A 12,721-nucleotide genomic window follows, 5' to 3' on the forward strand; every position below is an offset into this window, starting at 1 on the left:
GCCTTACCTGTCGACGATCACGTGGCGCTCGGTCCTCTCGACGCACCGAACGTCGGCTATTCGCTCCCCCTGCGACGCAACAGTTCGTTCACGCTGACGGTGCGGCCATCGGCGCTGTGGTGGCGGCCCCCATCGGGTTTGCCGATGCCGCGGCGGTTGGAGCGCAATTCGGCCATCCAGTTTTCGATGCTGCTCCGGTTCTGGTCCGGGACTTCGTCATTCGATGGCGGGGTGGCGGGTTGTTCGGGCGCCGCGTGGTGGGCCGGGTGGTCCGACGAAGCCGTCGGCAAAGGTGTGGGCTGGCCCGGCGGTGGCGGCATCGGCGTAGGCGCCGGCGGAATCGGATACGTCGGCTCGGACGCCCCTGGAATCCCCGGCAGCGGACGCGGCCGAACGACCGGTTCGGCCAACCGGCGTACCGGCGGCGCGGGCTGCACGGAAGGTATCGGAGGCGCAGACGGATTCGCCCGCGGCCGCGTCGGATCATGCGGCGCGGCAACCGGTCGCGGCGGCACCGGCGGATCCGCCGGGATCTTGGTCAGATGCTGCGTCGGCGCACCCGCCTCGATCTCCTCGATCGTGCGCGGACGGCGCGGGCTGCGGGTCCGGGTCGTGGCGTTATCGGAGAGCGCGGGCATCTGCATGGTCGGCGGATCGGTGATCGGGGTGGTCTTGACCAGGTCGACGAGCTCGCCGCCACCGGGCCGCTCATCATCGAGAATCGGCTCGCCGAGCCCGACCTTCTGCTGCACCTTCTTCATCCACGTCGGTGCCCACCAGCAGTCGTCACCGAGCAGTTTCATGGTGGCCGGGACGAGCAGCATACGCAGGATGGTGGCGTCGATGAACAGCGCCGCGATCATGCCGTAGGCCAGGTACTGCATCATCACCAGATCGGAGAATGCGAACGCGCCGGTGACCACGAGCAGGATGAGCGCGGCGGCGGTGATGATCCGTCCGGTCTGCGCGGTGCCGATGCGCACCGCCTCGGTGGTCGATGCCCCCTGGGCGCGCGCCTCGACCATGCGCGACAGGAGGAATACCTCATAGTCGGTCGACAGACCATAGATGACCGCGATGATCAGCACCAGCACCGGCGACATGATCGGCTGCGGGGTGAAGTTCAGCAGGCTCGCGGCGTGCCCGTCGACGAAGATCCACGTCAAAATGCCGAGTGTGGAACCCAATCCGAGCGCGCTCATCAATGCGGCCTTGATCGGCAGCACCAGTGAGCCGAAGGTGAGGAACATCAGCAGCGTGGTCACGAACAGGACCAGCGTGATCATCAACGGCATCCGATGCAGCAGCGCATCGATGCTGTCCTTCTGGATCGCGGGCTGACCGCCGACATACATCTGCACGTCGTCGGGCATGTCGAGGGAGCGCAGATAGTCGATGGTCGGATCCGGGTTTTCGGAGTCCTCGAGCGTCGCGCTGGTGCTGTAGACATCCGGGTCGGAGGTGGAGCGCGACGGCACATTGAAGGTGCCGTTCAAGCCGGGCGCCTGTTTGGCCGCGGCCCACACCTTGCCGACGTCATTGCTGTTATCGGAGACGAAGACCAGCTGGATCGGATCGGATTTGCGCAGCGGGAAGATCGAGTCGAACTTCGCCTGCGCCAGTCGAGTCGAATTGTCCGGCGGCAGATACCGCTCGTTGATACCGCCGAATGCCAGATTCTTGACCGGAATGATCAACAGCAGCAACAGGATGCAGATCGGGATGGCGATCTTGAGCGGATGCTGCATCACCCAGCGGGTCGACTTGCCCCAGAAGCCGTTCTCGACGTCCTCGGCGGTCTTGGTCTTGCGGAATCGCTTGAACCCGAGCATATCCACCCGCGACCCCAGGATGCTGAGCATCGCGGGCAGGATGGTGATGGCGGTCAGCGCGGCCAGCGAGACGGTCGCGATGGAGCCGTAGGCAATCGATTTGAGGAAGCCCTGCGGGAACAGCAGCATGCCGCCGAGGCTGGCGATGATCATGGTCGCGGAGAACACAACGGTACGACCCGCGGTCATCACCGACCGGCGCACGGCCGCGCGCGTGTCATAGCCCTCGGCGAGTTCCTCGCGGAACCGGCTCACGATGAATAGGCCGTAGTCGATGGCCAGACCGAGACCGATCATCGAAACGACCGGCGAGACAAACGAGTTGACCTCGGTGAACTCGGTGGCGAAGCGCACGATTCCCCAGGCGCCGATCACCGTGAGACCACCGACGATCAGCGGCAGCGCCGCCGCGACCACACCGCCGAAGATGAAGAACAGCAGCACCGCGACCGCGGGGATGGCCAGGATCTCCATCCGCTTCTGGTCGGCGGCCATGGTGTCGTTCAGCGTGCCCGCCACCGCCTGCAGACCAGCGACCTGCACATCGACGCCGGGAATGGCGAAGGCGTCCTTCACCTTCCGGAAGTTGCGCACCATAGCGGTGTCGTTATCGCCCTTGATGGCGATCGAGGCGAAGGTGTACTTCTTATCCTTCGAACCGAACGTCAATGGTGAGGCCGGACCGGTTTCGGTCTGCCAGTAGGCGCCGTTGACCTTGGTGATCTCGTCCGGATGCTCGCGCGGCAGCTTGTTCAGGCTGTCGACGACCTGCTGCCGGAATGCGGGATCGTCGATCGTCTTACTGCCCGGCGCGGTGTACAGCACAATGACATCGCTGTTGTGATCGCGACCGAAGGCCTCGTCGGACAGCTTTGCAGCTTTGGCCGACTCCGACGTCGGGTCATCCCATCCGCTGGAACTGAGATGGTCCTCCAGGCCGAGGCCATAGCCGCCAAGTGCCAAGAGTCCGGCCGCGACAATGCCGATGACGGCGAAGCGCAGCCGGTAGACCAGATCGCCCCAGCGTGTGAACACTAAGCGACTCCTTGAGCAGGGCGAGAGGTGAGCAGTGCCGACAGCGGCCGGAACGGCTGCAGCCAGGCACCCTCGTCGGGCAGCGAGTCGAGGCTGACCCGGGGCAGCGGTTCACGGAACACGCCCGGGATGTCCTCGAGGTCGATGAATTCGAGGGTATCGGATGTGACGGCCCAACTCGCATGCTCACGGAAGCCGAGTATCTGAACAGGGATTCCGTTGGCGGCCAATTGTTCGAGTGGTTCGCGAAACGCCTGGCCGTCGGCGGAGGCGACCATGATGCCCGCCAGTCCGGCGCCGCGACTGCGTAGCTCGATGTGCGCGAGCATATCCGCGTCCACATCGGAGTCCTCATCGATCTTGGGCTTGGCGAAGACCGCGTAGCCGACATTGCGCAGCGCCTCCACCCACGGCCGCACCACATCCGCGGTGCCCGGGGCGATATTGGTGAAGACGGTGGCTTCCGGCTCGACCCGGGTCACGCTGCCCACCGATAGCTCGGCGGTGCGTGCGAGCAGCCAGCGGCCGAGCGCGTCGAAGCGCGGTCGATAGGCAGCCGTCGGACGCCCGCCGAGGATGGCGCCGAGTCCCATATCGAGGTTCGGGGCGTCCCAGACCAGCAGCACCCGACGCACATCCGGTCCGGTGGCACCGATCACCTCGGTTCCGGTGCCGTGCATCTCCCCGGCAACCTCTACGACGTCACTGATGCTCATGCTTTCGCCTCGCTGGCGCTCGGCTCCGACATGGCCGTCATGACGGCTGAGCTAATCACTCGCTCGCTGGGCTCGCTCATCATCCGATCTTCCCCCATATGAACTCGTTGATGGCGCTTCCTGCGCGATGTGCCTTGCCTTCGAATTTGGTGACCGGCCTTTCGAAGCCGATCGGCGCGCTGTCGCGATGTTCCGCGCTGTGTCCGCCGGTGGTCTCGTTCAGGCCGATGAGCTGTGGTTCCGCCGCGCCGACCGCGGCGATGAATTCCGCGTAGTCGGCGTGGTCGGTCGCGACGTGCAATACCCCGCCCGGCCGTAGGCGATTCGCGATCAGCGCCACCGTCGATGGCTGCAGCAGCCGCCGCTTGTGGTGTCTGGCCTTCGGCCATGGGTCGGGAAAGAAGACTCGCACGCCGGTGAGCGACTGCTCAGCAATCATATTTTCCAGCACGTCTACGGCATCACCGCGCAGCAGGCGGATGTTGTCGATGTGCTCGCGCTCGATGCGCTGCACCAGTTGGGCGAGGCCGGGCTGGTAGACCTCGATGCCGATCAGGTTCAAATGGGGTTCGGCCTGTGCCATCGTGGCGGTGGCGGTGCCTGTGCCACAACCGATCTCGATGACCAGCGGGGCCTCCCGCCCGAACCAGGCCGTGGCGTCCAATGGCTCGTCGGCCACATCGCGGCCGATGCGCGGCCAGGTGCGATCCCAGGATTGCTGCTGGGTCGCGGTCAGTGCGACCCGGCGCGAGCGGAAGCTCGTTACTCGGGGGTACAGGCGGGAGCCCGAGCCCTTTCGGGATCCACCGTCCGCCGGAGCCGAAGCTGTGGACGGCGGTCCGGGAACTGACTCGGCAGTGTGGTTCGCGGCGTCGTTCACGCGGTCCATTGTCCAGCATCGGATGATCAGGGCGGCAATCGGCCGCTGGCGATTGCTTGTGGGTCGCTCGAAAGGGGCCGTTGGCGACCTGGTCGCATGGGTCGGCCGGCTGCTCGCGGCTGGCCCGCTCGCCCCGCTCAGGCGGCGCGTACGCGGCGGATTCGCTTCGTCGGCGCGGTCTCCTGACGCAGCGGCTTGCCCAGTGCCACTTTGAGCGCGGTCCCGAGCATCTCCAACAGCCCGCGCACCCCGGCGGGTGAGGCCGCGACCGACCACACCGTGCTGTCGCTCTCCTCGTGCACCGGCTGCCCGGCCAGCCGATCACTGAGCCAGTCCAGACTGATCGGGGTGGCCAGCGGAAGCAGCGAGAAGTGTTCGCTGAGCCGATCACGCACATAGGTGACCTGCGCCCCGCCCCGCCGATACCGCTCGACCTGGCCGTCCACGCCATCCATATGAATGATCTGGTCGTGCACCGGCTGCACTATCAGCAGCGGACAGGTCGGGGTGGAGTGGCCGAGCCGCAGATCGGCGAGCATGGCCTGCATATCGGGTGCGGCGAGCACCTCATCGAGTGGTCGGGTCAGATGGTGGCCGACATCTCTATTGACGAGGCCGAGTATCGCCGAGAGCGGTGTCGCCCGTTCGGCGCGTTCGATAAGCCGATGCCCCTCGGCATCGCAGTCGCCGTCGAATACCGCAGCCAGCGCCGGATACAACCGGCGCAGCGCCGCGACCACGATCGCGGGCAGTCCGGCGTAATGTCCGCCGTTCAGCCGGGTGAAGACCTGTCCGGGATCGCCGACCGGCGCACCGAGTACGGCGCCGACGATATCGATCTCCGGTGCGTAGGTCGGCGCCATCTCGACCAGCCAGGAACTGGCCATGCCACCACCGGAATAACCCCACACCCCGACCCGGGTGTCGGGCCGCAGACCGAGCGGGGCGAAGCGCAGTGCCGCGCGGATCCCGTCGAGTCCGCGGTAGCCGGGCTCGCGCGGCGCGCCGAAGTTCCCGTGCGGACCCTCGTGATCGGCGATGCTGACCGCCCAACCCCGGCGCAGGGCATTGGCCACCAGCATCCATTCGAACTGGGTGACCGAGCCGAGCGCATGGGAACCGCGACGCAATGCGTAGGACGGCGAGCACCGCTCGGCGACCGCGTCCATGGCGGTCTGGAAGGCCAGCAACGGGCGGTCCTCCTCCGGCTCGGCGTCCAGCGGCAACAGCACCGTGGTGATCGCCGCCTCCGGTGTGCCGTGCAGATCGCAGCTGCGGTAGAGCAGCTGCCATGCCGAGACCTGCTGCGGCACAAGGCCGAACAGTGCGAGTTCGACGCGGCGGCTGCGCAGGATGGTGCCGGGCGGACGGGACGCGAAGCCCTTCGGCGGCCGCAGGAACGGGTCGGCACTGGGTAGCAGTGGTTCACCATCGCCGGACGCATCCGGCTCGCCAGCACCGATGACATCGATGGCCACGGCAACCTCCTCATCGAGACCTGCACGGAACGCGTTCCGTTCAGGTCGGCAGGCTAACCGACTCGCGGAGCTCCTGGGGCCTCGCGTGGTTATGTAAGTTTTTTTCTTACGGACCGTCGTTCGTGCTGCGGGCTCGAAAAGTTAAGCCGCGCAGCGACTATGGTGCTGACCGTCAGGTCAGATTAGGTGACCGCGGGTATCTGTGGGAACCCCGAGGTAGGGGGCTTGCCGTCGCACTAGACTGCGCGCATGAGCAGACCGACTGTGTTCATTACCGGTGCGGCGGCGGGTATCGGCCGGGCCACGGCCCTACTTTTCGCTGCACAGGGGTACCACGTCGGCGCCTACGACATCGATGAGGTGGGCCTGACCAGGCTCGCCGCCGATATCCACGCCACCGATGGCAGCGTGCGGACCGGGGTACTGGATGTGACGAACGACACGCACTGGACCGAACGTCTCGCCGAGTTCCACGCCGATGAGCAGCGCCTCGACATCCTCATCAATAACGCTGGCATCCTGCGTGCGGGTCCGTTCGAATCGATCGACCTCGCCACCCACCAGGCGATTGTCGATGTCAATCTCGGCGGGGTGATCGCGGGCACGCATGCGGCGTTCACCTATCTGCGCGATACGCCGGGTGCGCAGGTGGTGAATCTGTGCTCGGCCTCGGCGATCTACGGTCAGCCCGAACTGGCCAGCTACGGCGCGACCAAATCGGCGGTCAAAAGCCTGACCGAGGCGCTGGATCTGGAATGGGAGCAGCACGATATCCGGGTGATCGCGGTGTGGCCGCTGTTCGTGTCGACCGCCATGGTGGACGGGGTGGAGACCGCCTCGACCAAATCGCTCGGCGTGCGCCTGACCGCCACCGATGTCGCGAACGGCATCTGGGACGCGACCCGAAAGCGCGGTCGGCTGCCGCGCGTGCACTACGAAATCGGCACGCAGGCAAAGGTACTGGCGGCCGCCGCCAAATACGCGCCGAACTGGGCCGTGCGCACTGCGAATAAATACTTCAGCGGCAGCTGATCCTTTCGAGCCATCCGCGAGGGTGTGCCGACCCTTTCGAGCGACCTGCGAGCAGTCGCTGCGTCCGGCCGATACCTCGGCCCGAAGTCTGCAAGAATTGCGCACCGAAAAGGGGGTGTGCAGCTTTGCCGACAGCCACCGAATCCGACGGGCCCCGAATCCGACCGGGCGGACCTGCGCGGGAACTCGACCAACTCGACCACCTGCTCGCCACGCTGCGCTCGGGTGCGGATCCGCGGATCGTGGGCCAGGTGGGGGCCGCCATCGCGCGGTGGCGGCGGCCGCCGCGCATTCAGGTGACCGGCCGCGCGCACACCGGCCGGACCACCGTGCTGCATGCGCTCGCGCTGATGTCGGCGGTGGAAACCGCGCCGGTGGACGAGCCGGGAGTAGCCGATCCCGAACTCGATGCCGACATCATCGTCTACGTCCTCTCGGGCGCGCCGCAGCCCGCGGACCGGCGGATACTCGCCCAACTGCCACCGGAGCGCACGGTTGCGGTATTGAACAAGGCCGATGCGATCGGATCCCGGTGGGGCGACGCGGTGGCCGCCGCCGAGCAGTACAGCGGCGGCCTCGGGACCGTCACACTGCCGGTGGTCGCCTCGCTGGCCGTGCGCACCAGGGCCGGTGCGCTGACCGAGGCCGATATGGTCACGCTGCGCCGCCTCGCCGATACCGCGGATCCCGCGCTGACGCTCTCGCCCGATCTGTTCGTCGCCGCCTCGGCCGGGCCCGATGTCGCCGAGCGCGAGGAGCTGCTGCAGCGCTGGGACCTCTACGGCATCACCTGTGCGCTCGCCGCGCTGCGCCGGGACCCCGATCTCGGCCCGCACGCACTGCTGCAGACCATGCATGCGGCCAGCGGTATCGATCCGCTGCACCGCCTGCTGCACCGCCGCTACGAACAGCTCTCCGCGCTGCGCGGCGGCGAACTCCTCGACGAACTGACCCGGCTGGCCGCGCGTGCCGTCCCGGTCGACGGCGCAAACACCCGGGACGTGCTGGAGGACTACCTCTTCGGCGATGACGCCCGCTGGCTCGGCCTCTGCGCGGGTCTGGCCTATCCGGAGGTCGCCCACCTCGCCGCCGGATATCGCACACCGGCACCGGCCGACGCCGATGACGCCCTGGCCCGCGCTGCCCGCTGGCGTGCCGTGGTCTCCAGCGATATGTCACCCGCCGCCCGCCGCGCCGCACTGCGCGTCCACAACGGCTACATCCGCCTATGGGAACGGATGAGCAGTGCCGGACTCTGAACAACCTGCCGCGGGTGCGCCCGCGGCAGTGACACCGCCCGACGCCAAAGATCCGCTGCTGACACCGGAGGTCGAGGCGGTCGTCGCGCGATGGAATCCGCAGGGGACAGCGCTATTGCGGGCGGTGCGGGGGACGGGAGTGGCCTCGGCGGTCACCCTGATCGGGCCCGATGACGCGAATACCAGCTTGTTGCGCACGGAGTTGGCGCGCTTCGAGCCGCGGATCGCACTGTCGGATCCGGTACCCGACGCCAGTGCCGCGGTCGAAACCACCTCGCCGTCGGGCACCGCGCCATCGGCGGTCGCACTCATTCTGTTGGACGCCGGTAGCGCCCTCGGCGCGGACACGCTCCACCTGGTGGATCGCCTGCGGGCCGACGGCACCCGAATCCTGCTCGCCATGAACGGCATTCACGCCTATCAGGACTGGCGGGCCGTGCATGCGCGCAACCTCGAGCTGCTCCGCGCACAGGGCATCGATGATCTCGAGGTCGCGCCGGTTTCCGCTCGGCTCGCGGTGGCGGGCCGCACGGCGGGAGATGCGAGTCTGCTCGATCGCTCCGGACTCGGCGCACTGCACGCGGAACTGGCCGCCGCGACGACGGGCACCGAATCCGACGACCGGGTCGCCGCCGTCACCGCACGGGTGCTGGCCGATACCCGCAGGCGGGTCGCGGAGCAGGTCGCGGTGCTGCGCTCGGGTGCCGCGCTGATCCAGTGGCGCGAGGAGCGCGCGGTCCTGCTCGCCGGGCGCGACGGCGGCCGGGCCACGGCCATGTCCAGCTTGCGCAGCCAGCTCCACCTGGCTCGGGTCGATCTGATGACCGACGTCGGCGCCAGGGTGCGGGCACTGCACACCGCCGCCCGCGGCGAACTCGATCGGCTGCGCCGCGCCGAATTCGGCGACTATCCGGAACGGCTGCAGCAGGCGGTCAACGAGCTGACCACCGCGCTGGACGGAGCCATCGACCAGCGGCTCGCGGAACTCACCTCCCGACTGGGCGCGGCACCCGAACAGGACCGCGGTCTGCCACCGCGCTGGCGCGATCCGGCACCCCGCGTCGGCCCGGATCCGGAGCCGCGGCACCGGGGTGTCGAAGATCACCTCATGATCGCGCTCGGTGCGTCCGCCGGGGTCGGCATCGGACGCCTACTGGTTGCCCCGTTCTCGCTCGTGCAGGCGCTGGATTTCGCGACCGTTCCGGTGACGCTGCTGCTCGGAGCGGGTGCGGCGGCCTGGGTGGTGCGTGCCCGCGGCCAGGTGGCCGATCGCGCCCATCTGCGTCAATGGGTCTCTGACGCATTGGTGAATGTGAAGGCCCAGTTGGAGCAGCGCGTGGCCACTGCGCTGGTGGAATCGGAGACCGCGCTATCGGATCGGGTAATGCGCGCGAGCACCGAGCGAATCGTCGAAATCGACCGTCAGGTGGCCGAATTGGAGGCCAAACTGCGCCGGGCCGCGGCGGAGCAACCCGGACAGCTTGCCGCCTGCGAACGTGATATCGCCATCCTCGATCGGTACAGAACATCTTTTGATTAGGTAATTAGTGGGTACTCCTGGGGGAACCCGATTCCGTACTGGCCGTCACATCGCGTTAACCTCTAAAGCAGGAACCTGGGCGTCCGCTTCGTCCTTGTACGCGGTCCAGCCATGGCGCGCTTTCGACTGGTCGTAGCGGGTGCCTTCCCGCCAACGGTGGCGCTCGGTGTGTTCGCGCTGGTCATGGGCCATACCGTAGCGACTGCTCACAGGTCGCTCGAAATGGTCAGCCCAGGCCGCGACACCGAAGCCGCCCATCTCAGGAGAGATTTCATGACCTCAGCGACCATTCCTGGTCTTCGCGATTCCGACGGCAAGCAGCCGACCGAGCACAGCGAACTACTCGCCTGGGTACAGGACGTCGCAGAACTCACTCAGCCAGAGCGAGTGGTCTGGGCGGACGGTTCCGATGAGGAGTGGGATCGGCTGACCACCCAACTCGTCGCGGCGGGCACCTTCAAGAAGCTCAATGAGGAGAAGAAGCCGAACTCCTTCCTCGCCCTCTCCGATCCCTCCGATGTGGCGCGTGTCGAATCCCGCACCTACATCTGTTCCAAGACCGAGGCCGACGCGGGCCCCACCAACAACTGGGTCGACCCCACCGAGATGCGCGCCACCATGACCGAGCTGTACCGCGGCTCGATGAAGGGCCGCACCATGTACGTGGTGCCGTTCTGCATGGGCCCGCTCGGTGCCGAGGACCCCAAGCTGGGTGTGGAGATCACCGACTCCGAATACGTCGTAGCGTCGATGCGCGTGATGACCCGGATGGGCACCGCCGCGCTGGAGAAGCTCGGCACCGATAAGCCGTTCGTGAAGGCGCTGCACTCCGTCGGCGCGCCGCTGGCCGACGGCCAGGCCGATGTGCCGTGGCCGTGCAACGACACCAAGTACATCACCCATTTCCCCGAGGACCGCGAGATCTGGAGCTACGGCTCCGGCTACGGCGGCAACGCGCTGCTCGGCAAGAAGTGCTACTCGCTGCGCATCGCCTCGGCCATGGCCCATGACGAGGGCTGGCTGGCCGAGCACATGCTGATCCTCAAGCTGATCTCCCCGGAGAACAAGGCGTACTACATCGCCGCGGCCTTCCCGAGCGCGTGCGGTAAGACCAACCTCGCGATGATCCAGCCGACGGTTCCCGGCTGGCGCGCGGAGACCCTCGGCGATGACATTGCCTGGATGCGTTTCGGCAAGGACGGCCGCCTGTACGCGGTGAACCCGGAGTTCGGGTTCTTCGGCGTCGCGCCGGGTACCAACCGCAGCTCCAACCCGAACGCCATGGCGACCGTCGAGGCGGGCAACACTGTCTACACCAATGTCGCGCTCACCGATGACGGCGATGTCTGGTGGGAGGGCCTGGAGGGCGAGCCCGATCACCTGATCGACTGGAAGGGCAACGACTGGTACCTGCGGGAGACCGAAACGCTTGCCGCGCACCCGAACTCGCGCTACTGCACGCCGATGTCGCAGTGCCCGACCCTGGCTCCGGAATGGGACGACCCGCAGGGCGTGCCGATTTCGGCGATCCTGTTCGGCGGCCGCCGCAAGACCACGGTCCCGCTGGTGACCGAGTCCTTCGACTGGCAGCACGGCGTTTTCATGGGCGCCACCCTGTCGTCCGAGCAGACCGCCGCGGCCGAGGGCAAGGTCGGCACCGTGCGTCGCGACCCGATGGCCATGCTGCCGTTCATGGGCTACCACGTCGGTGACTACCTGAACCACTGGATCAATGTCGGCAAGAACGCGGATGCGAACAAGCTGCCGAAGATCTTCTACGTCAACTGGTTCCGGCGCGGTGGCGATGGCCGCTTCCTGTGGCCCGGATTCGGTGAGAACTCCCGCGTGCTGGAGTGGATCGTCGGCCGGATCGAGGGTTCGGCGCAGGCCGAGCCGACCGCGATCGGCAATGTGCCCACCGCCGCGCAGCTCGACCTCGAGGGTCTGAAGGTAGACCCCGCCGATGTCGACGAGGCGCTGGCCGTCGACGCCGACGAGTGGCGCAAGGAGATCCCGCTCATCGAGGAGTGGTTCGAATTCGTCGGCGATAAGCTGCCCTCCGGAGTGCGCGACGAGTTCGAGGCGCTGAAGGAGCGCCTGGGCTGATAGCGCCCTGAAACTTATTCGCCCGCATCATTTTCCGAAATGATGCGGGCGAATTCGTTTATTCAGCAGGTTATTCGGAGTACGGGGCCATCCGGACGAGTTGCAGAAAGCCGACACTGTTCAGCAAGGCGGCGCGGCCCTTCGGTACCGCCTCGGCCTCGGCCTTGAACGCGGCGATCAGATGCCGCTTGACCTCGTGGCGCGGATGGCGCTGCAACAGTTGCGCGACCCACTCCGGGTCCAGTTCCGGATAGCGCGCACCGATCACATCCACCGATGCGCCCGCCGATACGAATCCGCCGGGATCGCTCAGATCATCGGCAACGCCGGGGGTGATGTGCGCGGCGATCGCGGCCCCGATCGCCTGTGCGCGTTCCGGTTCCGCACCCTCGCGCACCGCGAAAGCCGCCGCCCGTTCGCCACCGGCCACCGCGAAACATCTTCCCGGTGTGGGGCTTTCGAGCTGCAGATCATGTAGCAGGCAGGCGACATAGACCAATTCGTCGTCGTAGCGAACACCGTCGAGTTCGGCGAGCACCCGGCCGAAGAAATAGGTGCGATACGAATGCTCGAGCATATGGATCGACAGCGATTCGCGGGCTTCGGTTTCCGCCGCCTTGGCGAGTTTCGAATCGGGCACGCGCAGTCCTGCGAACTCCAGGCGCCCGGTGCCATGTCTGCCGAGCATCCGTTTGAGCTGCACGCCACCCAGTTTCGGCAGCGTGCGCGCGATCTCGACCGCCAGTTGCCGGTGCTGTGCGCCGGAGAGCGTCCCTCCGGTCCGCGTCGCCCATTCCCAATCGATGCCAGCAGGCGCACCCACGTCGTTCTCCTTCTCTCGAA

10 protein-coding genes are annotated in these 12,721 nt (G+C 67.0%); 4 read left to right on the forward strand and 6 right to left on the reverse strand.

Translation table 11 applies throughout. The features are described 5' to 3' along the window. Nucleotides 1-56: 56 nt before the first annotated feature. The 4 genes from ABZW16_RS16345 to ABZW16_RS16360 all read right to left on the reverse strand — a co-directional run bounded on the left by ABZW16_RS16345 (nt 57) and on the right by ABZW16_RS16360 (nt 5,941). Nucleotides 57-2,867: an MMPL family transporter gene (locus ABZW16_RS16345; protein ID WP_354956549.1), complete on the reverse strand. Its 2,811-nt coding sequence runs from the start codon at nt 2,865-2,867 to the stop codon at nt 57-59. Next, complete coding sequence (locus ABZW16_RS16350) at nt 2,867-3,547, reverse strand: NYN domain-containing protein (RefSeq protein WP_354956626.1); 681 nt, start codon at nt 3,545-3,547, stop codon at nt 2,867-2,869. Before ABZW16_RS16350 ends, ABZW16_RS16345 begins: the two co-directional genes overlap by 1 nt. A gap of 115 nt (nt 3,548-3,662) precedes the next feature. Continuing rightward, the gene (gene trmB / locus ABZW16_RS16355; protein WP_354956551.1) at nt 3,663-4,472 is read right to left on the reverse strand and encodes a tRNA (guanosine(46)-N7)-methyltransferase TrmB; all 810 of its coding nucleotides are present in this window, start codon (nt 4,470-4,472) and stop codon (nt 3,663-3,665) included. Nucleotides 4,473-4,600: 128 nt separating this feature from the next. Then, a complete protein-coding gene (locus ABZW16_RS16360; protein ID WP_354956553.1) occupies nt 4,601-5,941 on the reverse strand; it encodes a lipase family protein in 1,341 nt (446 codons plus the stop codon). 249 nt (nt 5,942-6,190) lie between these two features. On the opposite strand from ABZW16_RS16360, the gene ABZW16_RS16365 reads away from it, so the two are divergent. The 3 genes from ABZW16_RS16365 to ABZW16_RS16375 all read left to right on the forward strand — a co-directional run bounded on the left by ABZW16_RS16365 (nt 6,191) and on the right by ABZW16_RS16375 (nt 9,772). Next, on the forward strand, nt 6,191-6,973 hold the full coding sequence (locus ABZW16_RS16365) for an SDR family oxidoreductase (RefSeq protein WP_354956555.1): 783 nt from the start codon (nt 6,191-6,193) through the stop codon (nt 6,971-6,973). 125 nt (nt 6,974-7,098) lie between these two features. Continuing rightward, nucleotides 7,099-8,232 (forward strand): hypothetical protein, encoded by a 1,134-nt coding sequence (locus ABZW16_RS16370; RefSeq protein WP_354956557.1) that lies wholly within the window; start codon nt 7,099-7,101, stop codon nt 8,230-8,232. Then, on the forward strand, nt 8,219-9,772 hold the full coding sequence (locus tag ABZW16_RS16375; RefSeq protein WP_354956559.1) for a hypothetical protein: 1,554 nt from the start codon (nt 8,219-8,221) through the stop codon (nt 9,770-9,772). The genes ABZW16_RS16370 and ABZW16_RS16375 overlap by 14 nt, the downstream gene beginning before the upstream one ends. A gap of 45 nt (nt 9,773-9,817) precedes the next feature. On the opposite strand, the gene ABZW16_RS16380 is transcribed toward ABZW16_RS16375, so the two are convergent. Further along, a complete protein-coding gene (locus ABZW16_RS16380; RefSeq protein WP_354956561.1) occupies nt 9,818-10,030 on the reverse strand; it encodes a hypothetical protein in 213 nt (70 codons plus the stop codon). A gap of 15 nt (nt 10,031-10,045) precedes the next feature. Between ABZW16_RS16380 and ABZW16_RS16385 the strand changes: the two genes are divergently transcribed. Then, a complete protein-coding gene (locus tag ABZW16_RS16385) occupies nt 10,046-11,878 on the forward strand; it encodes a phosphoenolpyruvate carboxykinase (GTP) (protein WP_354956563.1) in 1,833 nt (610 codons plus the stop codon). Between the two features lie 70 nt (nt 11,879-11,948). Here ABZW16_RS16385 and ABZW16_RS16390 read toward each other — a convergent pair whose 3' ends face one another. Continuing rightward, complete coding sequence (locus tag ABZW16_RS16390) at nt 11,949-12,701, reverse strand: HD domain-containing protein (protein WP_354956565.1); 753 nt, start codon at nt 12,699-12,701, stop codon at nt 11,949-11,951. Between the last annotated feature and the right edge of the window lie 20 nt (nt 12,702-12,721).

Source organism: Nocardia sp. NPDC004604, from assembly GCF_040609795.1.
GTDB lineage: Bacteria > Actinomycetota > Actinomycetes > Mycobacteriales > Mycobacteriaceae > Nocardia.

Excerpts from the sequence above, each read along its gene's own strand:
- ABZW16_RS16365 (WP_354956555.1), top strand. The coding sequence starts at position 6,191 with ATGAGCAGACCGACTGTGTTCATTACCGGTGCGGCGGCGGGTATCGGC.
- ABZW16_RS16380 (WP_354956561.1), bottom strand. The coding sequence starts at position 10,030 with ATGGGCGGCTTCGGTGTCGCGGCCTGGGCTGACCATTTCGAGCGACCT.
- ABZW16_RS16350 (WP_354956626.1), bottom strand. The coding sequence starts at position 3,547 with ATGCACGGCACCGGAACCGAGGTGATCGGTGCCACCGGACCGGATGTG.
- ABZW16_RS16385 (WP_354956563.1), top strand. The coding sequence starts at position 10,046 with ATGACCTCAGCGACCATTCCTGGTCTTCGCGATTCCGACGGCAAGCAG.
- trmB (WP_354956551.1), bottom strand. The coding sequence starts at position 4,472 with ATGGACCGCGTGAACGACGCCGCGAACCACACTGCCGAGTCAGTTCCC.